Genomic DNA, 24,148 nt, shown 5'->3' with positions numbered 1-24,148 from the left:
AGACCATGCTGCTGCGCCTGACCTGCCTGCTGTTGTTGTCGCTCTGCCTGTCACTGACGGCCCTGGCCGAAGACGCGCCCCTCAACGAAGTCCGCCCCGGCCTGTATGCCGGCGGCCAGCCCAGCGCCGCACAGCTGCAGGCCTTGGCTGCACAGGGCGTGCGCACTGTGATCGACCTGCGCCAGCCCGGCGAGGACCGGGGCTTCGATGAAACCCGCGTCGCCGAATCATTGGGCCTGCGCTACGTGCGCATTCCGGTGGCCGGCGCCGATGGCCTGGATACGGCCAACGTGCGCGCCGTGCACCTGGCCCTGCAGCAGAGCCAGGGGCCGGTGCTGCTGCACTGTGCGTCCGGCAACCGCGCCGGCGCCGTGCTCGGCCTGGTCAATGCACGGTACGAACATGCCAGCCCCGAACAGGCCCTTCAGCTGGGCCAGCGTGCTGGCCTGAAGTCGCTGGAAGCCGCCACCCGCCAACGCCTGGCAACGCCGGTCACCTCGCCCTGAACCCTCCGCACCAAGGACACTGCCCACCATGACCCGCTGGTGGTCGCGCCTGCGACCGGACAACTTCACCCTCGCCCTGCTGTGCACCGTCGGCCTGGCCTCGCTGCTGCCGATGAAGGGCGCCGCCGCCATCGTCCTCGACGATGTCACCACCGTCGCCATCGCTGCACTGTTCTTCCTGCATGGCGCGCGCCTGCCGCGCGAGTCGATCATCGGCGGCATGCTGCACTGGCGGCTGCACCTGACCATCCTGGCCTGCACCTTCATCCTGTTCCCGCTGCTGGGGCTGATGTTCAAGCCACTGTCGGGCTGGCTGCTGACCCCGGAGCTGTACCTCGGCGTGCTGTTCCTGTGCACCCTGCCCTCCACCGTGCAGTCGTCCATCGCGTTCACTTCGATGGCGCATGGCAACGTGCCCGCAGCGGTGTGCAGCGCCTCGCTGTCGAGCATCCTCGGCGTGTTCCTGACCCCGCTGCTGCTGACCGCGCTGGCCGGCACCTCGGGCGGCATCCATGATCCGCTGCATGCGATCGGCGGCATCATGCTGCAGCTGCTGGTGCCGTTCGTGGCCGGCCACCTGCTGCGGCCGTGGATTGCCGGCTGGGTGGAACGCCAGCGCGCGCTGCTGCGCTACACCGACCAGGCCACCATCCTGCTGGTGGTGTACTCGGCGTTCGGCGAAGCGGTGACCGAAGGCCTGTGGAGCAAGACCCCGCTGCTGTCGCTGCTGGCTGTGGCCATCGTGGCCGCTGTGCTGCTGGGCATCGCCATGCCGCTGATCACCTTCATCGCCCGTCGCCTGCGCTTCAACCGCGAGGACGAGATCGCCATCGTGTTCTGCGGCTCGAAGAAGAGCCTGGCCACCGGCGTGCCGATCGCCAAGGTGCTGTTCGCCGGCGGCAGCCTGGGCGCCATCGTGCTGCCGGTGATGATCTACCACCAGATCCAGCTGATCGTCTGCGGTGTGATCGCGCAGCGGTATGCGCGGCGCAAGCCCTGACCTGATGGGGAAAACATCCACGCATGGCGTGGACCTACTTGAACACTCCACGCATGTCGTGGATCTGCTGTAGAGCCGAGCCCATGCTCGGCTGATGGTTGAACGGCGCCGGTAGATCCACGCCATGCGTGGATGCATCAGCCCCTTACAGCCAGGGCAGGATCCAGTGGTCCACCAGCAGGAAGGCAAACAGCGCCATCAGGTAGACGATGGAGTAATAGAACATCTTCATCGAGAACAGCTCGTCCGGCGGGTTCAGCATGCGCCAGGCGTACCAGAGGAACACGGCGTTGAGCACGATCGCGCCGCCCAGGTAGAACGCACCGCTCATGCCCACCAGGTACGGCAGCAGGCACACCAGCGCCAGCACCACCGAATACACCATGATCTGCTTGCGGGTATGCGCCACGCCGTGGGTCACCGGCAGCATCGGGATCTCCGCCTTGGCGTAATCCTCGCGGCGGAAGATCGCCAGCGCCCAGAAGTGCGGCGGGGTCCAGATGAAGATGATCAGCACCAGCAGCGACGAGTACGCCCAGTCCGACGAACCCTGCATGCCGGTCACTGCGGCCCAGCCCAGCATCGGCGGCATCGCGCCGGCCAGGCCACCGATGACGATGTTCTGCGAGGTCGCACGCTTGAGGTACACGGTGTAGATCACCGCGTAGCCGATCAGCGAGGCGAAGGTCAGCACTGCGGTGATCAGGTTCACCCACAGCACCAGGAGGGTCATCGACAGCACGATCAGCACGCCGGCAAACACCAGCACCTGCCACGGCTTGACCTTGCCCACCACCAGCGGGCGCCACGAGGTGCGCGCCATCTGCGCATCGATGTGCGCGTCCAGCAGCTGGTTGATGGCGGCCGCGGCCGAGGCCGCCAGCCAGATGCCGAGGAAGCCGAGCAGGCCGGCGCGCACCTGCTCCCAGCTCGGCACGCCGGGGATGGCCAGGACCATGCCGACCAGGGCGGTGAAGACGATCAGGGCGACGACCTTGGGCTTGGTCAGGTCCCAGTACTGGCGGTAATTGGAAAACATGGAATCAGTCCGGGGCACGCAGGCGGGCCAGCAGGCTGACCAGTACGAACAACAGGGCAACGGCCACGCCGTTGTGGGCCACGGCCACTTCCAGCGGCAGCGCCAGCTTCACGTTGAGGATGCCGAGCGTGACCTGCAGCACCAGCAGCGCGATCAGCGCGCTGGCCCAGCCACGCATGCTCGGCAACCGGAACAGGCGCACGCCAAGCCACAGCAGGTAGACGGCCACCACCACCGCGAACAGGCGGTGCGCCATCTGGATGGCGATGCGCGAAGCGCCATCCAGCACACCGCCTTCGTAATCCACGCCGATGCCGCGCCACAGGGTGAAGCCTTCGACGAAGTTGTGCTGCGGCCACCACTGGTTGGCGCAGCGCGGGAAGTTGTCCAGCGAGGCGCTGCCACCGCCGCAGGCGAGTGCGGCGTAGTTGGCGCTGACCCAACCACCCAGCGCGATCTGGGTAACCAGCACCGCCACGCCGATGCGCATCAGCCACTTCAGCTTCGGCGCTTCAGCCAGGGTGATCGGCATGTGCGTCGCGCGCCAGGCCATCCACACCAGCAGGCCGAACATCAGCATGCCGCCCAGCAGATGGCCCATCACCACGATGGGTTTGAGCAGCAGGGTCACCGTCCACATGCCCAGCAGGGCCTGGAAGATCACCACCGCCAAGGTCAGCAGCGCCGCACGTGCGAGATCGATGTTGCTCCAGCGCAGCGCGGCGATCAGCAGGATCGCCTCGCCGGTCAAGGCCAGGGCACTGGCGGTGCCGTGCCAGCCCATCATGTACAGCGGTATGCCGGCGGCCACCAGCACGCAGGCGGTCACCACCGCCGTGCTTCCGAATCGCCGCTTGCGCGTGGCCAGCAGCGCCAGGGTCAGGATCTCGATGCCCAGCGCGCCGGCCAGGAAGCGATGCACCTGTTCTCGCCAGGCCTTGTGGGTCTCCAGCGGGCGGATCTCCGCCGCCGGGTGGCCGATGGTCTCTTCCACGTGCTGCGGCCAGGTGGCCTGGCCATAGCAGGTCGGCCAGTCCGGGCAACTCAGGCCGGCATCGGACAGGCGCACGAAGGCGCCGAACATGATCGTGCTCGCGGTCATGATCATGGCGAACCACGCCAGGCGGTGGAAATTGCGGTGCAGCGCCGGACGCGCGGAAAGGCTCATCAAACGGGACTCACTTCAGTTTCAGCAACGTGGCCATGTCCTTGCGCAGGCCGCCGAGGTCGGAACCCGGGGCATGGCGCATGATCACGAAGCCGTTCGGATCGATCACGTAGACCGGCAGTCCCGCCGGATCGTCGACGCCCGGCAACGCCGCGCGCAGGGCTGGCGACGGAGCCAGCGGCCGCAGCGCGGGCAGCGAGGCGATCGACGCCGGTGGTGTACCCAGCCACAGGATCTCGACATTATCGGCGTTATGGCCGAACAGCTGCCACACCTTGCCCAGTCCCTGCGACAAAGTGACGCACTGCGCGTCGCAGGCACCGGCCGGCGCCACCAGCAGGCGCCAGGTACGGGCCTCGGGGTTCCAGGGGTAGGACTGGCCGCTGGCCAGGGTCGGCGCCTGCTGGCGCAGGTCCACCGGCGGCTTCAGCAGCTGGCCGGCATTGCGGTGCCCGGTCGGCTGCCAGCCGGAGAAGCGCAGCACGGCGGCCAGTGCCATCGCCCCGAAGAACACGGCAAACAGCAGCACCAGGGTCCGGCGGCCGGAACCGCGCGCCTGCGGGGACGTAGCAGTGTTCATGCGGGGCATTTTCTCATGGTTGGGTAGGGGATGCCGGTAGTGCCGGCCGCTGGCCGGCATCCAGGATTGCGGGGGTTGCCGGCCAACGGCCGGCACTACCGGGTAATCACGCGCCTCCGCCGCCGCTCCAGCACCACGGCCACCACCAGCACGGTCAGTGCCAGCCCGAACCACTGCACGGCGTAGCCCAGGTGGCGCTGAGGCGGCAGCGTGTTCGGCAGCAGGTCCAGATCGCGCTCGTCGCCAAAGGGCAGCGCCGGGTCCAGCCTCAGCACGCGGTCGGGTAGCGCCTGCAGCCCCAGCGCGCGCGCCAGCCCGTCGTCCGGCAACCGGCTGGCCAGCCAGCGCCCGGCCTCACCGGTAGCAGAGAACGCCGGGCCCAGTAGCAGTCCCGCCGACGGTGGCGGCGCGAGCAGCCCGCGCACGGCCACCGGCGAAGGCGGCGACGGCACCTCCGGAAGCGTGCGATCCGGCGGCAGCGCACGCCAACCGAGGTCGACCAGCAGCACGCTGCCGTCGTCACTGCGGAAGGGGCGATAGATCTTCACGCCGGCGCGGCCATGCCGGATCTGGTTGTCCAGCAGTACCACGCCGGGCAGGAAGCGACCGTGGTCGGCCACGCCGTGCAACGCGCCGGGCGCCGCCAGGGCCTGCGACAGCGGCAACGCCTGTGCCACGGCTGGACCCTGTGCATCCAACATTGCCTGTTTGGCATGCATGCGCTGCAGCTGCCACAGCCCCAATGCGGTGAATCCGGCCATCGCCAGCACGGCCAGCAACCATCCGAACACGCGCGTGTGCTGGCGCATCATGACAAGTCCGCGCAAACGCGGTCAGATAGGCACATCCACCCTGCCCTCGAGCCGCGCATGAGTGATTCGCTGAAGACCCTGCTGGTAATCGCGTTTCTGATCGTCATCGTCTGGAATCTGGGCGCCGGCCTGTACTACCTGCTGGTCGACCGCGGCCAGACCAAGCGCACGGTCAATGCACTGACGCGCCGCATCGCGGTGTCGGTAGCGTTGATCCTGCTGGTGATCGTGAGCATCTACATGGGCTGGATCAAACCACACGGCATCGGCGGCTGAGACCACCGATGCGCGCCTGATCAAAGCACGTAGACGAACAGGAACAGCATCAGCCACACCACGTCGACGAAGTGCCAGTACCACGCGGCGGCTTCGAAACCGAAATGGTTGTCGCGGGTGAAGTGTCCCTTGGCCGAACGCAGCCACATCACGATCAGCATGATCGTGCCCAGCAGCACGTGCGCGCCGTGGAAGCCGGTCAACATGAAGAACGTCGACCCGTAGATGCCGGAGCCGAGCGTCAGGTTCAGTTCCTTGTAGGCATGGATGTACTCCTCTGCCTGCAGGGTCAGGAAGCCCAGGCCGAGCACCACGGTCAGGCCCAGCCAGATCAGCAGCTGGCGGCGGTTGCCGGCCTTCAGTGCGTGGTGGGCGATGGTCAGGGTCACGCCGGAGGTCAACAGGATCAGCGTATTGATCAGTGGCAGGCCCCAGGCCGGGATGGTCTGGAACGCGCCACCGATCGCCGCCGGGCCATTGGTCGGCCATCCGGCGGAATAGCCCTGCCAGAGCAGCTCGTTGGTCATGACCCCACGGCCTTCGCCACTGAGCCACGACAGGCCCAGGTTGCGGGTGTAGAACAGCGCGCCGAAGAACGCGCCGAAGAACATCACCTCGGAGAAGATGAACCAGATCATCCCCATCCGGAATGATCCGTCGACCTGGTGGTTGTAGTTGCCGGCCTGCGATTCGCGCACCACGTCGCTGAACCACCAGAACAGGGTCAGCACCAGCATCGCGATGCCGATGTAGAACGTCCAGCGTCCCCAGCTGGCATCGTTGAGCCAGCTGGCCACGCCCACCATGGTCACCATCATGGCGATGGAACCCACGAACGGCCATTTGCTCTGGGCCGGGACGAAGTACACGTTGGCGTCGGTCGGTGTCTGGGCCATGTCGGTATCCGGGTCAGGGTGCGGCGTGCGCGCCGTCCGAGGTGGCGGCCGGGGCCAGCCGATCGGACAGCGCGTCGTTGCGGTAGAAGGTGTAGGACAAGGTGATCGTCCTGATCTCCGGCGGCAGGTCCGGATCGACGATGAAGCGCACCGGCATGTCGCGCTTCTCGCCGGCCTGCAGCGTCTGCGCGGTGAAACAGAAGCACTCGGTCTTGCTGAAGAAGCCCGACGCACGCGCCGGTGCCACCGAAGGCACCGCGCTGCCGACCACGGCAGCTGCGCTGTCGTTGCGGGCGAAGTACAGCGCCTCGTTGAGCTCGCCGGGCACCACGTCCATGGTCAGCTGCTCAGGATGGAACGACCACGGCAGTCGCGAATTGACGCCGCCATCGAACTCCACCCGCACGGTGCGCTTGCCGGCCGCGGCACCTGCGCTGGCTTCGCCACCGGGACCGCGTTCCAGGCGCACGCCGAACACCTTCTCGCAGGCAATGCGGTACAGCGGCACCAGCGAGAACGTCAGCAGGAACACCGCCACCGCCACGCCGATCAGGCGCGGCAGCCCGGCACTGCGTGACGGTGTGCTGGCCGGTGCCTCGCTCATCGGCCGATCACCCCGCTGAGGATGAAGCCGACGTAGACCAGCACAGCGATGGCGCCGACCCACACCGCCGTGCGCTTCGCACGCTGGCGCTGCTGCTCGATGCTTCCGTCCTGGTAGAGCCGACCGCTGGTCGGCTGCTTCTCATCCGCCGAGCATGGCTCGGCTCTACAGGTCTGCAGCGGGCTCTCGTTATGCATGCCCCACCTCAATGCGTGATGTCGTCATGCGCCAGATCCCCCGGGCGGATGGTCGGCGGGGTGGTGAAGGTGTGCGCCGGTGCCGGCGACGGCAGCGTCCATTCCAGGCCGCGTGCACCCTCCCAGGAACGCGCTTCGGCCTTCTCGCCGTTGCGCAGCGAGGACAGCAGGATCGCGGCCATCATGAACGGGGTGACGAACATGCCGAACGCACCGATCGAGCTGATCAGGTTCCAGTCGGCAAACGCCACGCTGTAATCGGGAATGCGGCGCGGCATGCCGGCCAGGCCGAGGAAGTGCTGCGGGAAGAACAGCAGGTTGACGAACACGATCGACCACCAGAAGTGCACCTTGGCCCACTTCTCGCTGTACATGCGCCCGGTCCACTTCGGCCACCAGTAGTACACTGCGGCGATCAGCGCGAACACCGCACCGGTCACCAGCACGTAGTGGAAGTGCGCGACCACGAAGTAGGTGTCGTGGTACTGGAAGTCGGCGGCCACGATGGCCAGCATCAGGCCGGAGAAGCCACCGATGGTGAACAGGATGACGAAGGCCACCGACCACAGCATCGGTGCCTCGAACGTCAGCGAGCCACGCCACATGGTGCTGACCCAGTTGAACACCTTCACGCCGGTCGGGATCGAGATCAGCATGGTGGCGAACATGAAATAGATCTCGCCGCCCAGCGGCATGCCCACGGTGAACATGTGGTGGGCCCAGACGATGAACGACAGGAACGCGATCGCCGCGGTGGCGTATACCATCGCCTGGTAGCCGAACAGCGGCTTGCGGCTGAAGGTCGGGATGATCTCGCTGACCACGCCGAAGGCGGGCAGGATCATGATGTAGACCTCGGGGTGCCCGAAGAACCAGAAGATGTGCTGGTACATCACCGGGTCACCGCCACCGGCGGCGTTGAAGAAGCTGGTGCCGAAGAACTTGTCGGTCAGCAGCATGGTCACCGCACCGGCCAGCACCGGCATCACCGCGATCAGCAGGAAGGCGGTGATCAGCCAGGCCCAGCAGAAGATCGGCATTTTCAGCAGGTCGATGCCCGGCGCACGCATGTTCAGCACGGTGGCGATGATGTTGATCGCACCCATGATCGAACTGATGCCGGCCACGTGGATCGCGAACACGCTGAAGGCCACGTTGTAGCCGCCCTGCAGCGACAGCGGCGGATAAAGCGTCCAGCCACCAGCCGGCGCGCCACCGGGCAGGAACAGGGTCAGCAGCAGCAGGCTGAAGGCCACCGGCAGCAACCAGAACGACCAGTTGTTCATGCGCGGCAGCGCCATGTCCGGCGCGCCGATCTGCAGCGGGATCATCCAGTTGGCGAGGCCGACGAAGGCCGGCATCACGCCACCGAAGATCATCACCAGCGCATGCACGGTGGTCATCTGGTTGAAGAACTCGGGCTTGACGAACTGCAGGCCGGGCTGTGCCAGCTCGGCGCGGATCACCACGCTCATCGCCGCACCGATGATGAACATGATGAAGCTGAAACCCAGGTACAGCGTGCCGATGTCCTTGTGGTTGGTCGAGAAGAACCAACGCTCGAAGAAACTCTGCTGGTGATGGTGATCGTCGTGCCCAACTGCCGAGTGCGCCATTGCAAAACACCTCTCAGAATCGGTTGTCACCACGGCCGCGGGCGGCCGCGGGCTTTACATCACGCGCCGCTGGCTGCAGTGGCAGGTGCGCTGGCCGCTTCTGCAGCAGCAGGCGCAGCCGGCGCCTCGCCCGCCGGTGCAGCCGGTTCGGCAGGTGCCGCAGGCGTGGCCGGCGCGGCAGCCGGCGCCGGCTTGCGCTGCGCCAGCCACTGTTTGAATTCCTCCTTGGACACCGCCTCGACCACGATCGGCATGAAGCCGTGGTCCTTTCCGCACAGCTCGGCGCACTGGCCGCGGTACACGCCAGGCTGCTCGATGCTGGTCCAGGCTTCGTTGATGAAGCCGGGAATGGCATCCTGCTTCCAGCCCAGCGCCGGCACCCACCAGGCGTGGATCACGTCGTCGGAGGTGATGACGAAGCGCACCTTGGTGTCGACCGGCAGCACCAGCCGGTTGTCGACATCCAGCAGGTAGTGCGGATGGCTTTCACGGGTCGGCACGATGCCACTTTGCCGCACGCGGTCGGACTCGCGGTCCAGGCGGCTGGTGAAGGTGACGTTCTCGCCGAGGTATTCGTACTTCCACATCCACTGGTAGCCGGTGACCTTGACCGTCATCTCGGCATCGCGGGTGTCGTACATCTTGATCAGGTTGGCCGTGGCCGGCCACGCCATCACGATCAGGATGATCACCGGGATCACCGTCCAGATGATCTCGGCCTTGGTGTTGTGGCTGAAGGTGGCGGCGACTGCCCCCTTGGATTTGCGGAACTTGAAGATGGCGTAGGCCATCGCGCCGAACACGATGACGCCGATCACCGTGCAGATGATCAACGAGAGATTGTTCGATTCCCAGGCCAGGCGCGAGGTCTGGGTCACCCCCTTGCCCATGTTCAGCTGCCACGGCTTGGGATCGGCCGCCTGGGCCCAGGCCAACGCCGGCATCAGTCCCCCGGCCACCATGGCGGTGACCGCTGCAACGCACTTCGTGCCCCACCTGCTGCTTTGCTTCATTGCCTAGACCCTTAGCGTCGTCGGTTGCCGCCATCGCTGGCGGCGAGCAAGCTTTCAAGTGTCTCTGCGAGCGTCTGACGTTCGGCCGGCGCGAGGAAACTCCCCACCTCCACCTGCCGGCCGCTGGATGCCAGCCGGACCCTCTCATCGCCGGTGAGCAGGCGCACCCAGTGGGGGTGGGCCCGGAACACCGGCGATCCACCGGGTACGGGGATGACCTCCACGTACGCCGGCACTACCCGGATCTCCTCCTGCCGTTCACCGCTGCGCCACAAGGCACGCAGTGCCGCCGCCAGCACCAGGCTGTACAGCAGCGCGAACAGGGGGGCGAATGCATTGCCGGCCAACCACCCGAGGGCGGACACCAGCCACATCGCACCCGACAACACGGTGAACAACAGGACGAACTGCCGGGCATCGAGCGCCCGTGGGGGACGCAGCCGCAGCTGCGTACCTGACCCATCCGGAGCTGGAAGCACCTCGATCATGTCGCAACCGCGTTCCTGCCGCGGGAAACGTCTCGATGGTAGCCCCGCGCTCTCGCCGGTAGCAAGGGTGCATTCACACTTTTTCCCATGCTGCAACACAGCATGGGGTCGGCGGCGCGAATGCCGAATTCAGCACAAATATTGCCGGGCTTGCTGAACACGCTGAATACACCACCGTTAGGGGCTATCAGCCCTTCACGAAGGTGGCTGTGGGGCACTTCCGCAACCCGCAAAAATGATTAAAATCGCCAAGTTTTCCATTGGCCGGACCGGCATGAACGCACCTTCCTCCTCCCCTGCCGCCAGCGACGCCCAGCGTCCCGGCGTGCTGCTGTCGCCGGAACTGCCGGCGCCCCCCAACCCGTTCCGCCAGGCCATCACCGATGCCTGGTTGAAGGACGAGGCCAGCCACGTCCGCGAGCTGCTGGCGCAGGCCCGGCTGCCGGCCGACGAGCAGGCCAGGGTGCAGGCGCTGGCCGCCGACCTGGTCGGCCGCGTGCGCGTGCGTGCCAAGGACCAGGGCGCGATCGAAGCCTTCATGCGCCAGTACGACCTGGGCAGCGAAGAAGGCGTGCTGCTGATGTGCGTGGCCGAAGCGCTGCTGCGCATTCCGGACCAGGACACCGCCGACAAGCTGATCCGCGACAAGCTGGCCGATGCCGACTGGGAAAAGCACCTGGGCGGCAGCGACTCGGTGCTGGTCAACGCCTCCACCTGGGGCCTGATGCTGACCGGCAAGCTGGTACAGATGAACGACGCCACCCGCGCCGATGCGCCCAGCGCGTTCAAGCGCCTGGTCGGCCGCGTCGGTGAGCCGGTGGTGCGCCTGGCCGTGCGCCAGGCGATGAAGATCATGGGCCACCAGTTCGTCATGGGCCGCACCATCAGCGAGGCGCTGTCGCGCTCGCACAAGGGCGACAACGCGAACTACCGCTACTCCTTCGACATGCTGGGCGAAGGCGCGCTGACCATGAAGGACGCGCTGCGCTACCTGGAAGACTACCGTCGCGCGATCCACGCCATTGGCGGTGATCACAAGGCCCGCGGCGGCCGCCCGGATGGCGACGTCAACAACGCACCGGGCATCTCGATCAAGCTGTCGGCGCTGTACCCGCGCTACGAGCACGCCAAGCGCGAGCGCGTGCTGAAGGACCTGGTGCCGGGCGTGCTGGAGCTGGCGCAGCTGGCCAAGAGCTACGGCATCGGCTGCACCGTCGACGCCGAAGAGTCCGACCGCCTGGAACTGTCGCTGGACATCATCGAGCAGGTGTTCTCCGACGCCTCGCTGGCCGGCTGGGACGGCTTCGGCGTGGTCGTGCAGGCCTACCAGAAGCGCACACCGTACACGATCGACCACCTGGCCGACATGGCGCGCCGCGCCGGTCGCCGCCTGCAGGTGCGCCTGGTCAAGGGCGCCTATTGGGATGCCGAGATCAAGCGCGCGCAGATCGAAGGCTATCCGGGCTACCCGGTGTTCACCCGCAAGCAGAACACCGACGTGTCCTACCTGGCATGCGCCAAGCGCCTGTTCACCCATGCCGACGCGATCTACCCGATGTTCGCCACGCACAACGCGCACACCATCGCTGCGGTGCGCAGCATCGCCAACGGTGGCGTGTACGAGCACCAGAAGCTGCACGGCATGGGCGATGACCTGTACGCCGAAGTGGTGCCGGCCGATCGCCTGGGCCTGCCCTGCCGCGTGTACGCCCCGGTCGGTTCGCATGAAGACCTGCTGCCGTACCTGGTGCGCCGCCTGCTGGAAAACGGCGCCAACTCCAGCTTCGTCAACCGCATCACCGATGAGCGCGTGCCGATCGCCGACCTGATCCGCGATCCGGTCGAGATGGTCGCCTCGTTCGCTTCGATTCCGCATCCCAAGATCCCGCTGCCGGTTGACCTGCTGCGCAGCCAGAACCACGACAGGAAGAACTCCATGGGCGCCAACCTCGCCAACGACAACGAACTGCGCGCCCTCGCCGAGCAGCTCAACGCGGCCGTGAAGCCGTGGCAGGCCGCCCCGCTGGTGCCGGGTGCGAACCCGGCCGGCGCCTCGCTGCCGGTGACCAACCCGGCCGACACCCGCGAAGTGGTCGGCCAGTGGCTGGCCGCCGATGCCGCCACCGTGCAGAAGGCGCTGGCGAATGCCGTAGCCGCGCAGCCGGCCTGGAACCGCACCCCGGCCGCCAGCCGCGCCGCCATCCTCGAGCACGCCGCCGACCAGCTGGAAGCGCGCATGCCGGAGTTCATGGCGCTGTGCGTGAAGGAAGCCGGCAAGAGCCTGCCCGACAGCATCGCCGAAGTGCGCGAAGCCGTGGACTTCCTGCGCTACTACGCCAAGCAGGCGCGCGAGCAGTTCAGCCACGCCGAGAAGTTGCCCAGCCCGACCGGTGAGTCCAACGAGCTGCAGCTGCACGGCCGCGGCGTGTTCGTCTGCATCAGCCCGTGGAACTTCCCGCTGGCGATCTTCCTGGGCCAGGTCGCTGCTGCACTGGCCGCCGGCAACAGCGTCATCGCCAAGCCGGCCGAACAGACCAACCTGATCGGCTACTACGCGGTGAAGCTGCTGCACGAAGCTGGCGTGCCGGCCGAGGTGGTGCAGTACCTGCCGGGCGACGGCGCCACCGTCGGTGCCGCACTGACCGCCGACCCGCGCGTGGCCGGCGTGGCCTTCACCGGCTCCACCGACACCGCACGTGCGATCAACCGCGCCATGGCCGCGCGTGACGCCGCCATCGGTGTGCTGATCGCCGAGACCGGCGGCCAGAATGCCTTCATCGCCGACTCCTCGGCGCTGCCGGAACAGCTGGTCAAGGACGCGATCGGTTCGGCCTTCACCTCCGCCGGCCAGCGTTGCTCGGCCGCGCGCGTGCTGTTCGTGCAGGACGACATCGCCGACAAGGTGATGACCATGCTGGCCGGCGCGATGAAGGAACTGAAGGTCGGCAACCCGGGCCTGCTGTCCACCGACGTCGGCCCGGTGATCGACGCCGACGCGCTGAAGATCCTGCAGGACCACGCCGAGCGCATGGACCGCGAAGCGCGCCTGATCGCGGCCGCCGAGCTGTCCGCCGAAGCGGCCAATGGCACCTTCTTCGCACCGCGCGCGTATGAACTGAAGGACCTGGGCCAGCTGCACAAGGAAATCTTCGGGCCGGTCCTGCACGTGATCCGCTGGAAGGGCGACCAGCTCGACGCGGTGATCGACCAGATCAATGCCACCGGCTACGGCCTGACCCTGGGCGTGCATTCGCGCATCGACGAGACCGTTGATCGCATCAGCAACGGCGTCCACGTCGGCAACGTCTACGTCAACCGCAACCAGATCGGCGCGGTGGTCGGCGTGCAGCCGTTCGGCGGCCAGGGCCTGTCCGGCACCGGCCCGAAGGCCGGCGGCCCGCACTACCTGCTGCGCTTCGCTACCGAAAAGACGGTGACGGTGAACACCACAGCCGCAGGCGGCAACGCCTCGCTGCTGACCCTGGGCGACTGATCGCCTGCTTGATGCAGTAAACAAAAAACCCCGCGAACGCGGGGTTTTTTGTGCTTTGCTTCCTGTAGAGGCGGGCCCACGCTCGGCTTTTCCGGCTGTAGAGCCGAGCCCATGCTCGGCTTTTCTGGCGCAGCCGAGCGTGGGCTCGGCTCTACAGAGGCTGGGCCACACTGAACCGATTGTCCGCCCGCTCCGCCAGCTCGCCCTGCACGCGTGCGATGCGCGTCTCCAGATCGCCTTCCAGCAGCACATGCTCGACACCCTCTGCCTGCAGCTGCTCCAGGTACCACGCATGCTGCTGCGTCCGGAAGGCTTCGCCCACGCGCGTGCCATCCTGGTCAAACGGAATATCCGGCGCGCACAGGAACAGCAGGTCGTAGCGTCGTCGTGCCGCTTGCCTCAGCGGCTGCGGCGCCGTGCCAAACATCCAGCCGCTGTAGCCCAGCGTCACCAGCGGCGTGGTATCGCAGAACAGCCAGCGCTGCGCACGCCGCACAGCCTCGTCTTCGTGCTGTGGCTGTGTCATTGCGATGCGCAGCAGGTCGCCCGGCGTCAGCTCTCCGCCTCGCTGCTCCCACAGCGTGCGGCCATACTCCGGCACCCAGACGGTCTGCAGACGCTCGGCCAGCACGCGGGCCAGCGTGGTCTTGCCGCTGGACTCGCCACCGATGAAGGCCACGCGCTGTACATGGTCGGCATACACCTGCGGTGCGAGCCCATGGCGATGCGCATGCGGATCGCTGCGCAGCTGGGTGCCGCAGGCCTGCCCGACGTCCAGTGCGCGTTCGAGCCGCTCATGGCGTACCGGCGCACCGAAGTGCGTGGCCAGTGCCTGCGCGAAGCCGTCACCATAGTCCTCACCGGTGTACACCGCCTGCACCGGCCCACCGAACAGGTTCAGGCACAGCCAGGCGGTAAAGTCACGCTGCACCTGTTCGTCATCACTGTCCTGCGGCAGCGCTCGCACCGGCAAGCCATGCTGCGTGCACAATGCGGCCAGTCGCGCGTCGTCAAGCACCGCTACCGTGGCCTGCGGGAAACGCGCACGCAGCCAGCGCTCGCGGCGCGCAGCGCTGTAGCCGGCAAAGCCCGGCTGCGACCAGCCGATCACCAGCAGCTGCTGGCAGCGCGTGGCGGCGAAGTCGATCAGTCGTTCATGGCCGAGATGCAGCGGGCAGAACTTGCCCACCACCAGGCCGCGTGCAACGCGCTCAGGCAGCGGCATCGGCTGCCCTGGCCTCGTCCCGCATCAGGTGCCGCCAATGGCGCAAGGCCACCAGCGCGTTGATCCAGAAGCCCACATACAGGATCGAGGTCAGGTGCAGGCCACGGCTGTAGTAGAGCGGCACCGCAACGGTGTTCACCAGCAGCCATACCCACCACGATTCCAGCTTGCGTCGCATCATCAGGATCTGCGCGATCACACTCAACACCAGCACCGCCGAATCGATGTACGGCGCATAGGCATTGGTCAGGCGGGTCAGCATCCAGCCGTAGCCGAACGTGGCCACTACCGCCAGCGGCGCCAGCCAGGCCCAGGCGCGCGGCCGCAATGAAGTGATCGGCAACGGCGCGCCATGGTCACCACGCAGCCACTGCCACCAGCCCAGCACGCTGATGGCGATGAAGAAGAACTGCAGCACCATGTCCGCATACAGATGCGATCGTTCGAACACGGCAGCAAACACGGCGCAGCCGACGATGCCCAGCCACCAGGTGTGCACGTTGTTGCGGCCGGCCAGCAGGATCGAGCCGGCGACGGCGATGTTGGCAGCCAGCTCCAGCTGGAAGTTCGGATCGGACAGGTTCATGTCGCTATTGTCGTGGATCCGTGCGCTGCGTGGACGCCCCGGCCCGTCCCCACAAAAAGAAAGGCCCCGCTTGCGCGGGGCCTCCTTCGTACTGCTCCAGGCAATCGCCCGAATCAGAACTTGTACTGCATCGACGCCGCCAGCACGTCGCCGCTGACCTTGTACTTGCCGGTCACGGTGTTGCCGGTGGCCGAGGTCGAGGTGATGTTCGGATCCTTGGTGAACAGGTGGGTGTAGCCCACGCTGTATTCCATCTTGTCCGAAGCGGCGTAGGTCATGCCCAGCGACAGCCACTTGCGGGTGGTGTCCGGCACGCGCACGTCGCGGTGGGCATCGGTGGTCGGGGTCTGGTCATAGGCCAGGCCGCCGCGCAGGGTCAGCTTGTCGTTCACGCGGAAATCGGTACCGATCGACGCGAAGGTGGTGTCACGGTAGTGGAACGGCAGCACGCTGTCCGGCTGGTTGGAGTCGTAATCGACGACGACCTGGTCGAACTTGCTCCACGCAGTGCGCGTGACTTCAGCCATGATCTGCCACTGGTCGTTCACACGGTGGGTGAAGCCCACGGTGGCGCTGGCCGGCAGGGTGATGGTCGCGCGACCGTTGCTGTCGATGAAGGTACCCGGGGCAGCAGTGGCCAGGAAGGCCGCCGCATTCTGCGGGATGGTGAAATCGGCCTTGCCGTCGGTGATCTTGTGCTCGACCTTCGAGCGGTAGCTGAACGCGATGTTGGTGCCTTCCACCGGGGTGACCGTCATGCCCAGGGTGTAGCCGACCGACACTTCATCGCCCTTGATGCGCAGGTAGCCATCGGCGGTGCCCGGCGAGAAGCCGAGCTGGGCGGCCTGGCGTGCAGCGGCCTGCGAGGCCGCCGCAGCCTGGGCTGCGGTGCCGCCGGCAGCCAACACACGCGCCGCAGCGGTGCGCTGGGCAGTGGCGTTGATCGCGGTGCCGGTGTCGACAGCACTGGTCAGGTCGACGTTCAGGCGCTCGGCGAACACCGACGCACCGAACGACAGGTACGGGTTGACGTCATAGGAGAACGCCACGCCCAGGTCGATGGCCTGCAGCTCGGTCTTGACGCCGTTGTAGCGGCCGACCCAGTCGCGGTCGTATTCGGTCTTGAAGCCGAACGGCACGGTCAGCGAAGCACCGAAGTGCATGTTGTCGTTCTCGCCGAACGGCACGTGGAAGTACGCGGCCGGAACCGGGGCGATCATGCCGGCGTCGCCGCCGTTGCCACCGGAAATCGGCGCGCCGTTGGCGTACTTGCCCTGGCCGCGGAACTTGGCGCCGAAGCTGATGGCGCTGACGTCGCCCTGGACCAGAGTGCCGTCGAGCAGGCGCATGGACGCCGGGTTGGTAGCGATGACCGAGGCGTCACCTTCGGTCGAGGTGGAGCCGGCGAACGCGCGGCCCAGGCCCTTGGCGCTGTTTTCCTTCAGCTGGAAGGCGGCAGCATTGGCATCGGCGGCGGCCAGCGCACCGGCAACGCCGACGGCCAGCAGGGTCAGTCGGGCAATGGTGGAAGCGGTTTGCATCGTAGTTCTCTCTCCGGTAAGCGGTGATGGTGCTCTGAGTGCGCCTGCGCCCGCCGGGTCCTGGGACCCATCGGAGCGCGCCGGATTCCCCTCCCGACATACGACGCCGTATGCGAGTATTACCCAGAGCTGTTAATGAAACAATAACAGCGCAGGCGGTTTTTTCGTCTCAAAAGCTGAACAGGACCGTCCCCACCGAACGTGGCCGCACGCTAGGCTATTGGCATGTTCGTCTCCCTCCCGTCGCGCAAGAAGGCGGCCCTGCGTTGGGCCACGCCCGTGCTGTTCGCGTCATTGTGGCTGGCATTCCTGTGGTCGATCTCGCGCCCGGACGATGCCCGCGGCAGTCTCTGGCTGGACTGGGGCGCCCTGTCCACCGGCCTGACCCGTCCGCTGGACTGGTGGGCGACCCTGCAGGACGGCAGCGTGCTGCGCCTGTTCACTGCGCTGTTCCTGCACGCCGACTGGTCGCACCTGCTGGGCAACCTGGTGTTCCTGCTGATCTTCGGCCTCCCCGCCGAGCGGGTGCTGGGGCCGTGGCGGTTGCTGCTGCTGTTCCTTGTGGGCGGCGCGGTGTCCAACCTGGTGGCGATCTACACCATGGGCAGCCCGGACCAGATCATCATCGGCGCCAGCGGCGCGGTGTCGGCGCTGATCGGCGCCTATCTGGCCCTGTTCCCCGGTGCCCGGCTGGGCGTGGTGATCCCGCTGGGCCTGTTCCTGGAGTTCGTGCGCGCCCCGGCCTACCTGCTGATCGGCGTCTGGGCCGCGCTGCAGGTGGTGTTCGCCCATATCGGCCCCAGCTTCGGCATGGTGGCCTGGTGGGCGCACATCGGCGGCTTCGTGTTCGGCGTGGTGTATGGCGTGTACGTGCGCGCCGCGATCGCGCGCCGCCTGCGCAAGCGGCACGGATTCTGACCCCTGGTAGTGCCGGCCGCTGGCCGGCTCCACGCTCACCCGCTCGTTCGTAGATCAGTCGAGCATGGCTCGACTCTACAAAATCAAGGCTTGGCCGGGACGGGTTCGGGCTTTGCTTCCGGCTTTGCTTCCGGCTTTGCTTCCGGCTTTGCTTCCGGCTTCGCCGCAGCGGCCTTCGCGGCCTTGGCCGCATCCGCCTTGGCGGCCTCGGCCTTCAACCGTGCGGCCACCGAGCCTGGGTTCTTCAGCTCGGCCAGCGCGTCGTTGATCGGGCCATCGCCCGGCAGCACCGCACCGGCGTGGTAGCCCTCCGTGCCTTCGTCATCGCCGCGCAGATGGCCCGGCAGGGTCGCTTCGCTGTAGTCGCTCAGGCTGGCTGGCAGTGCATCCTCGGCCGGCGTGGCGGCGGGCTTCAGTTCGACGTCCGGCACGATGCCGGTGGCCTGGATCGATTTGCCGCTCGGCGTGTAATAGCGCGCGGTGGTCAGCTTCACCGAATCACCGTTGTCCAGCGGCAGCACGGTCTGCACCGAGCCCTTGCCGAAGGTACGGCTGCCGACCACGCGCGCGCGCTTGTTGTCGCGCAGCGCGCCGGCCAGGACTTCCGATGCACTGGCCGAACCGGCATCGGCCAGCACGACCACCGGTGCGCCCTTCAGCAGGTCGCCCGGGGTCGCGTCGAATCGTGCATCGCTGATGCTGATGCGGCCACGGGTGCTGACGATGTTGCCCTTGTCGAGCAGATCATCGGCCACCTGCACGGCAGCGGTCAGCAGGCCACCCGGGTTGCTGCGCAGGTCCAGCACCAGGCCCTTGAGCTGGCCACCGGACTGCTTCTGCAGCTGCTGCACGTGCTTCTGGAAGTCCGAACCGGTATCGGCCTGGAAGGTGCTCAGGCGGATGTAGCCATAGCCGGGTTCCAGCAGGCGGCTGCGCACGCTGGTCACGCGGATGGTCTGGCGGGTGAGGCTCACGTCGAACGGCTTGGGCTTGCCTTCGCGCACGATGGTCAGCACCACCTTGCTGCCGGCCGGGCCGCGCAGCGGCTCGCTGGCATCGATCGCACTGATCGGCTTGCCGTCGATGGCGATGATCAGGTCACCAGCGAGGATGCCGGCCTTGGCCGCCGGGGTGTCGTCGATCGGCGCGATCACCTTCATGCTGGCGTTGTCCGGCTGCTGCTGCAGCTCCACGCCGATGCCCTCGTAGGCACCATTGGCCTGCTCGTCGAAGGCCTGCGCGTCTTCCTTGTTGAAGTAGGTGCTGTGCGGATCGAGGTCGAGCAGCAGGCCACGCACGGCCGACTGCATCAGCTTCTTGTCATCGACCGGATCGACATAGGCGGCGCGCACCGCGTTGTACACGGCCACGAAACGGCGGATGTCCTCCAGCGGCACCTTCGAGGTCACCGCCTCCTCGCTGTTCGCTGCCTGCCCGCTGGTTTCCTGGCTCGGGGCGGGCGCGGTCTGCTGCGCCCAGGACAGCGCTGGCAACAGGGCCAGCAAGAGGGTGGCGGTACGGGCTGCGCGCATGGATCACTCCTGTCGACGTTGGCATCGTGCCCAAGGCACATGCACCGATTATGCGCGAAGCACAGCTAAATTCCCGTTGAATCCAACCCGCATCCGGCAGGCCTGGATTCAGCGCCGCTGCAGCCAGCTGTCCGGGTTGACCGGCTGCCCGCCACGGCGCAGCTCGAAGTACAGCGCGGTGACGCCCTGGCCACCGGAATTGCCGACCTTGGCCACCGCATCACCGCGGCTGACCCGTGCGCCGGCATCCTTCAGCAGGGTGTCGTTGTGTGCATACAGGCTCATGTAGCCATTGCCGTGGTCGACGATCAGGATCATGCCGTAGCCGGTCATCCAGTCGGAGAACACCACGGTGCCGTCGGCCACGGCCGTGACGGTGCTGCCGGCCGGCGCGCCAATCAGCACGCCGCTGCTGGTACGGCCATCGGGCAGCTTGCCGCCATAGCGGGCCAGCAGGTTGCCGGACAACGGCCAACCCAGGCCGCCGACCTTCGGTGCCGGTGCCGACGCCACCGCAGGTGGAACCTTGGTAGCCGGCGGCGGTGGCCGGCCCTGTGCGGCCGCCTGGCGTGCGGCCCGCTCGGCAGCGGCCTTTTCGGCAGCAGCTCGACGCGCCGCCGCGCGACGCTCGGCTTCGGCCCGGGCGGCAGCGGCACGCAGATTGGCCAGCAGCGTTTCCAGCGCCTTGGCATCCTGGCCCAGTGCCTGTTCCTTCTCGCGCCGGTCCTTGAAGCGTTCGTCGAGCGAGGCCACGGTCTGCGCGCGGTCACGGCGGTCGGCCGCCAGCGCCGCTGCCTGCTGCTTCTGGTCCTGCTGCGCCCCCTGCAGCTTCTGCTTGCGCTCGGCGATCTGCGCCTGCAGCGCTTCCAGTTCCTTCAGGTCGGCGGTGAGCGTGGTGATGCGCTGCGCTCGTTCGCGCTGCAGGTAACGATGGTAGGCCAGGGCGCGATTGGCATCGGCCACCGTGTCCTGCGACAGCAGCAGCTTCAGCGGTGCGTGATTGCCAAGCTGATACGCCGCGCGCAGCAGGCCGGCCAGTTCGCGGTGCTGCTGGGCCAGGTTGGTTTGCAGGCTGCTGCGGCGCTGCTCGGCCTGGGCCAGGGCCTGGGCCTGCTCGCGCAGCGCCGCTTCGGTCTGCGCAAGCGCGCGGCCGGTGCGTGCCACCTTCTCGTCGGCCTCGCGCAGCTGTTGCGATGCTTGGCCACGCTGCCCTTCGATCTGCCGTCGCTCCTGCGCCACGCCCTTCAGCTCGGTACGCAGCTTCTGCAGCTTGCGCTCGGTCTCGCGGGTGGTCTGCGCAGCACCCGGCAGGGGCAGAGCCAGCGCCACAGCCAGCCCCAGCAGCAGCCAGCGCCCGCCGCGTAGGGCGGCGATGTGATGTCGGCGTGATGGGAAGGCGTTGTCGCGCAAGGGCTTTCCAGTGACTTCAGGCAGTTGCGGGGGGTACCGGGGAATGGTGACATCTCCGCACGCGGCCTGCCAGCCGCACATCCATCGAGGTCTCCATGAAAACTCTATCCATTCCGCTGCTGTTGGGCGTACTGCTGGTCACCGGGCCGGTCTGCGCCCAGGAGAACATCAGCAAGGTCAACGGCAGCATCAGCGCCGACCCCGGCCAACGCTACGGCAAGCTGGACACCGTCAACGGCGGCATCCGCGTCGGCGAAGGCGTCGAGACCGGAAGCATCGACACCGTCAACGGCGGGGTGAAGGTTGCCGACCGCGCACGCACCGGCAAGATCGAAACCGTCAACGGCGGTGTCCGCCTGGGTCGCGAAGTGATCGCCAGCGGCGGCGTCAGCACCGTCAACGGCAGCATCTTCACTGATCGCGGCAGCCAGATCGAAGGCGGCGTCGAGACCGTGAACGGCGGCATCGGCCTGGTCGAGAGCCGCGTCGGCAAAGACGTCGAGACCGTCAACGGTGACATCACCGTCGGCATCGGTTCGCAGGTCAACGGCGGCGTGCATGTGCGCAAGCCGAACTTCAGTGTCTCGCTCACCGCCAGCCGCAAGCCGCGCGTGATCATCGGCCCCAACGCGGTCGTCAGTGGGCCGCTGCAGTTCGAGCGCGAGGTGGTGCTGTACGTGCATCGCACCGCACGCATCGGCCCGGTCACCGGGGCCGAGCCGATCCCGTTCGATACCGAAACCGCGCCGGCCGACTGAACCCGTCGCACCCGCCGCTTTGGTGATACTCGCGTTTACCGGTCGCGCGTGAGGTGCGACCGCCCTTTGTTCTCCAGGAATCGACGATGCCCCGCAAACTCCTCCTGTGCCTGGCCGCCGCGGCCGCGCTCAGTGCCTGTAAAGGCGAATCCACGCCGGCTGCCACGCCGCCCACCGATACCGCTGCCGCGAAGCCGGCCGCCCATCAGTTCTCACCGGAGATCAACGCCGGCGACTTCGCCGAGATGGTCAAGACCCTGGCTTCGGATGAGTTCGAAGGCCGCGCCCCGGGCAGCAAGGGCGAAGAACTGACGGTCAACTACATCCGCGACCAGATGCAGCGCATCGGCCTGCAGCCCGGCAACGGCGACAGCTGGTTCCAGGATGTGCCGATGACCGAGACCACGGCCGATGAATCGACCGTGCTGAAGATCACCCAGGGCGGCAAGACCACCGAACTGAAGTTCGGCACCGACATGGTGGTCGGCACCCGTACCGGCCAGGCCGAAGTGAAGGTCGATGCCAGCGACCTGGTGTTCGTCGGCTATGGCGTCGATGCGCCGGAGCAGAAGTGGAACGACTACGCCGGTCAGGACTGGAAGGGCAAGACGGTCGTGATGTTCGTCAACGACCCGGGCTTCCACGTCGACGACGCGAAGCTGTTCGACGGCAAGCGCATGACCTACTACGGCCGCTGGACCTACAAGTTCGAGGAGGCCGCCCGCAAGGGCGCCGCCGCCGCGCTGATCGTGCACGACACCGCCGGCGCGTCCTACGGCTGGGACGTGGTGAAGAATTCCTGGGCTGGCCCGCAGTACGACCTGCCCGCCAAGGATGACCCGGAAGCGCGCATCCCGGTACAGGGCTGGCTGAGCGCCGACGCGGCCAAGGCGCTGTTCGCCGGTGCCGGCCTGGACCTCGCCCAGGCCTACAAGGACGCCAGCAAGCGCGGTTTCAAGCCAGTGCCGCTGAAGGCCACCGCTGCGGTCGACCTGAAGAGCCAGATCGCACAGAAGCAGTCGCGCAACGTGGTCGGCGTGCTGCCGGGCAGCAAGCGCGCTGACGAGGCCGTCCTGTACATGGCGCACTGGGACCACCTGGGCAAGCATGAGGGTGAGACCGGCGACAACATCTACAACGGCGCGGTCGACAACGCCACCGGCGTGGCTGGCATTCTCGAAGTGGCCGAAGCCATGGCCCACCAGGAGCCGAAGCCGGAGCGTTCGGTGGTGTTCCTGGCGGTGACCCTGGAAGAGTCCGGCCTGCTGGGTTCCAAATACTACGTCGCCCACCCGACCTTCCCGCTGGACAAGATCGCCGGTGTGATCAACATCGATGCGATGTCGGTGGCCGGCCGTGCCAAGGACGTGACCGTCACCGGCTTCGGCAGCTCGGGGCTGGAGGACATCCTCAAGCCGCTGGCCGCCGCCCAGGACCGCACCCTGCACGGTGAGACCTCGGTACAGAGCGGCTTCTACTTCCGCTCCGATCACTTCAACTTCGCAAAGGCGGGTGTGCCGGCCCTGTACGCCGATGGCGGCGAAGACCTGCGCGAGGGTGGCGTGGAAGCGGGCCGCAAGGCGGCGGCGGACTACGGCGCCAACCGTTACCACGGCCCGAAGGACGAGTTCGACGCCGCCACCTGGAAGCTGGACGGCACCGTCGAAGACCTGCAGCTGATGTACGGCGTGGGCAAGGAACTGGCCGGTGGCGATCGTTGGCCGAACTGGTATGCAGGCAATCCGTTCAAGGCAGCCCGCGACGCGATGATGAAGGACAAGGTCCCGGCCAAGTAAAGTCGGGCCATGCTCGACTGAGCACTGTTGAGAGCAGAGCGGCGCCCCACGGGGCGCCGCTTTTCTTTTGCGTACCGTCGGCGGCTCATCCACGGTTGGTGTGGATCTGCCGGTAGTGCCGGCCGCTGGCCGGCAATCGATTGGTAGCGGCCAACTCTGGTTGGCGCCATGCTCCTCGCGGAGCACTTACGCATGGCGTGGATCTACCGGGCAATGCAACGCCATCGGATTGCCGGCCAGCGGCCGGCACTACCGGGGTTTCCTGCGCACAAAGAAAAACCCCGCTGCATGAGCAGCGGGGTTTTGGGTGTAAACCCTGACGATGACCTACTCTCGCATGGCTTGAGCCACACTACCATCGGCGCAGCTGCGTTTCACTTCCGAGTTCGGGATGGGATCGGGTGGTTCCACAGCGCTAATTTCACCAGGGAGACGGTTGCAGCAGCGCTTGCAGCGCCAGCTTCGCGATCTTGCCCTTGGGGCGGAAGGGACCCGGAAAATGCAGTGCCTTCACTTAATAAGAAAAACCCCGCTGCGTGAGCAGCGGGGTTTTGGGTGTAAACCCTGGCGATGACCTACTCTCGCATGGCTTGAGCCACACTACCATCGGCGCAGCTGCGTTTCACTTCCGAGTTCGGGATGGGATCGGGTGGTTCCACAGCGCTAATTTCACCAGGGAGGCTTTTGGAGTGTC

Annotated in this window: 22 protein-coding genes and 2 rRNA genes; 7 read left to right on the top strand and 17 right to left on the bottom strand. The window is 66.9% G+C overall.

What is annotated here, in order from left to right; translation table 11 throughout:
- The first annotated feature begins 5 nt into the window (after window positions 1-5).
- On the top strand, window positions 6-506 hold the full coding sequence (locus AC5P53_RS15490) for a protein tyrosine phosphatase family protein (RefSeq protein ID WP_032957770.1): 501 nt from the start codon (window positions 6-8) through the stop codon (window positions 504-506).
- Window positions 507-534: 28 nt separating this feature from the next.
- Window positions 535-1,506 carry a bile acid:sodium symporter family protein gene (locus AC5P53_RS15485; RefSeq protein ID WP_032957769.1) on the top strand — a complete coding sequence of 324 codons (972 nt, stop codon included), beginning with the start codon at window positions 535-537 and terminating at the stop codon, window positions 1,504-1,506.
- A 145-nt stretch (window positions 1,507-1,651) separates the two neighbouring features.
- Here the strand turns inward: AC5P53_RS15485 and cyoE are convergent, their stop codons facing one another.
- The 4 genes from cyoE to AC5P53_RS15465 all read right to left on the bottom strand — a co-directional run bounded on the left by cyoE (window position 1,652) and on the right by AC5P53_RS15465 (window position 5,105).
- Window positions 1,652-2,545: a heme o synthase gene (gene cyoE / locus AC5P53_RS15480; protein ID WP_032957764.1), complete on the bottom strand. Its 894-nt coding sequence runs from the start codon at window positions 2,543-2,545 to the stop codon at window positions 1,652-1,654.
- Between the two features lie 4 nt (window positions 2,546-2,549).
- Entirely contained in the window at window positions 2,550-3,713 is a 1,164-nt protein-coding gene (locus tag AC5P53_RS15475; protein WP_041863006.1) for a COX15/CtaA family protein, read from the bottom strand.
- A 10-nt stretch (window positions 3,714-3,723) separates the two neighbouring features.
- Window positions 3,724-4,293, bottom strand: a complete 570-nt coding sequence (locus tag AC5P53_RS15470) for a redox-active disulfide-containing membrane protein (protein WP_046428212.1) — start codon at window positions 4,291-4,293, stop codon at window positions 3,724-3,726.
- Window positions 4,294-4,388: 95 nt separating this feature from the next.
- Complete coding sequence (locus AC5P53_RS15465; protein ID WP_069118093.1) at window positions 4,389-5,105, bottom strand: SURF1 family protein; 717 nt, start codon at window positions 5,103-5,105, stop codon at window positions 4,389-4,391.
- A gap of 57 nt (window positions 5,106-5,162) precedes the next feature.
- On the opposite strand from AC5P53_RS15465, the gene AC5P53_RS15460 reads away from it, so the two are divergent.
- The gene (locus tag AC5P53_RS15460) at window positions 5,163-5,381 is read left to right on the top strand and encodes a twin transmembrane helix small protein (protein ID WP_005412025.1); all 219 of its coding nucleotides are present in this window, start codon (window positions 5,163-5,165) and stop codon (window positions 5,379-5,381) included.
- A gap of 20 nt (window positions 5,382-5,401) precedes the next feature.
- Here AC5P53_RS15460 and AC5P53_RS15455 read toward each other — a convergent pair whose 3' ends face one another.
- From AC5P53_RS15455 to AC5P53_RS15430, 6 genes are read right to left on the bottom strand one after another with little or no spacing between them, the layout of a single operon-like run.
- The gene (locus AC5P53_RS15455) at window positions 5,402-6,277 is read right to left on the bottom strand and encodes a cytochrome c oxidase subunit 3 (RefSeq protein ID WP_005407793.1); all 876 of its coding nucleotides are present in this window, start codon (window positions 6,275-6,277) and stop codon (window positions 5,402-5,404) included.
- A 13-nt stretch (window positions 6,278-6,290) separates the two neighbouring features.
- Window positions 6,291-6,881, bottom strand: a complete 591-nt coding sequence (locus tag AC5P53_RS15450; protein WP_014645692.1) for a cytochrome c oxidase assembly protein — start codon at window positions 6,879-6,881, stop codon at window positions 6,291-6,293.
- On the bottom strand, window positions 6,878-7,078 hold the full coding sequence (locus tag AC5P53_RS15445) for a hypothetical protein (protein ID WP_241887751.1): 201 nt from the start codon (window positions 7,076-7,078) through the stop codon (window positions 6,878-6,880). The genes AC5P53_RS15450 and AC5P53_RS15445 overlap by 4 nt, the downstream gene beginning before the upstream one ends.
- Window positions 7,079-7,086: 8 nt before the next feature.
- The gene (ctaD, locus tag AC5P53_RS15440) at window positions 7,087-8,694 is read right to left on the bottom strand and encodes a cytochrome c oxidase subunit I (protein WP_004153896.1); all 1,608 of its coding nucleotides are present in this window, start codon (window positions 8,692-8,694) and stop codon (window positions 7,087-7,089) included.
- A 59-nt stretch (window positions 8,695-8,753) separates the two neighbouring features.
- Window positions 8,754-9,707: a cytochrome c oxidase subunit II gene (gene coxB / locus AC5P53_RS15435; RefSeq protein ID WP_041863004.1), complete on the bottom strand. Its 954-nt coding sequence runs from the start codon at window positions 9,705-9,707 to the stop codon at window positions 8,754-8,756.
- Window positions 9,708-9,718: 11 nt separating this feature from the next.
- Window positions 9,719-10,195 (bottom strand): DUF2244 domain-containing protein, encoded by a 477-nt coding sequence (locus AC5P53_RS15430; RefSeq protein ID WP_014645689.1) that lies wholly within the window; start codon window positions 10,193-10,195, stop codon window positions 9,719-9,721.
- Between the two features lie 274 nt (window positions 10,196-10,469).
- Here AC5P53_RS15430 and putA point away from each other — a divergent pair, with 274 nt between their 5' ends.
- Window positions 10,470-13,688: a bifunctional proline dehydrogenase/L-glutamate gamma-semialdehyde dehydrogenase PutA gene (gene putA / locus AC5P53_RS15425; RefSeq protein WP_014645688.1), complete on the top strand. Its 3,219-nt coding sequence runs from the start codon at window positions 10,470-10,472 to the stop codon at window positions 13,686-13,688.
- 151 nt (window positions 13,689-13,839) lie between these two features.
- Here putA and AC5P53_RS15420 read toward each other — a convergent pair whose 3' ends face one another.
- The 3 genes from AC5P53_RS15420 to AC5P53_RS15410 form a co-directional block, all read right to left on the bottom strand.
- Entirely contained in the window at window positions 13,840-14,913 is a 1,074-nt protein-coding gene (locus AC5P53_RS15420) for an AAA family ATPase (protein WP_495227460.1), read from the bottom strand.
- Window positions 14,900-15,499: a nicotinamide riboside transporter PnuC gene (pnuC, locus tag AC5P53_RS15415; protein ID WP_197606832.1), complete on the bottom strand. Its 600-nt coding sequence runs from the start codon at window positions 15,497-15,499 to the stop codon at window positions 14,900-14,902. Before pnuC ends, AC5P53_RS15420 begins: the two co-directional genes overlap by 14 nt.
- Window positions 15,500-15,612: 113 nt before the next feature.
- Entirely contained in the window at window positions 15,613-17,040 is a 1,428-nt protein-coding gene (locus AC5P53_RS15410; RefSeq protein WP_049419231.1) for an outer membrane protein transport protein, read from the bottom strand.
- 225 nt (window positions 17,041-17,265) lie between these two features.
- Here AC5P53_RS15410 and AC5P53_RS15405 point away from each other — a divergent pair, with 225 nt between their 5' ends.
- Window positions 17,266-17,958 (top strand): rhomboid family intramembrane serine protease, encoded by a 693-nt coding sequence (locus AC5P53_RS15405; RefSeq protein ID WP_005414994.1) that lies wholly within the window; start codon window positions 17,266-17,268, stop codon window positions 17,956-17,958.
- Window positions 17,959-18,041: 83 nt separating this feature from the next.
- Here AC5P53_RS15405 and AC5P53_RS15400 read toward each other — a convergent pair whose 3' ends face one another.
- A complete protein-coding gene (locus AC5P53_RS15400) occupies window positions 18,042-19,490 on the bottom strand; it encodes a S41 family peptidase (RefSeq protein WP_046428188.1) in 1,449 nt (482 codons plus the stop codon).
- A gap of 108 nt (window positions 19,491-19,598) precedes the next feature.
- Window positions 19,599-20,900 (bottom strand): murein hydrolase activator EnvC family protein, encoded by a 1,302-nt coding sequence (locus tag AC5P53_RS15395; protein WP_049441387.1) that lies wholly within the window; start codon window positions 20,898-20,900, stop codon window positions 19,599-19,601.
- A gap of 95 nt (window positions 20,901-20,995) precedes the next feature.
- Here AC5P53_RS15395 and AC5P53_RS15390 point away from each other — a divergent pair, with 95 nt between their 5' ends.
- Window positions 20,996-21,658 carry a DUF4097 family beta strand repeat-containing protein gene (locus AC5P53_RS15390; RefSeq protein ID WP_197575132.1) on the top strand — a complete coding sequence of 221 codons (663 nt, stop codon included), beginning with the start codon at window positions 20,996-20,998 and terminating at the stop codon, window positions 21,656-21,658.
- Window positions 21,659-21,744: 86 nt separating this feature from the next.
- On the top strand, window positions 21,745-23,454 hold the full coding sequence (locus AC5P53_RS15385; RefSeq protein WP_241887749.1) for a M28 family metallopeptidase: 1,710 nt from the start codon (window positions 21,745-21,747) through the stop codon (window positions 23,452-23,454).
- A 314-nt stretch (window positions 23,455-23,768) separates the two neighbouring features.
- On the opposite strand, the gene rrf (AC5P53_RS15380) is transcribed toward AC5P53_RS15385, so the two are convergent.
- A 5S ribosomal RNA gene (gene rrf, locus AC5P53_RS15380) occupies window positions 23,769-23,883 on the bottom strand.
- A gap of 133 nt (window positions 23,884-24,016) precedes the next feature.
- Window positions 24,017-24,131: ribosomal RNA gene (rrf, locus tag AC5P53_RS15375) — 5S ribosomal RNA — on the bottom strand.
- Between the last annotated feature and the right edge of the window lie 17 nt (window positions 24,132-24,148).

The organism is Stenotrophomonas sp. YJH_SMC_82 (assembly GCF_059368875.1).
This window is presented reverse-complemented; position numbering and strand designations above follow the sequence as displayed.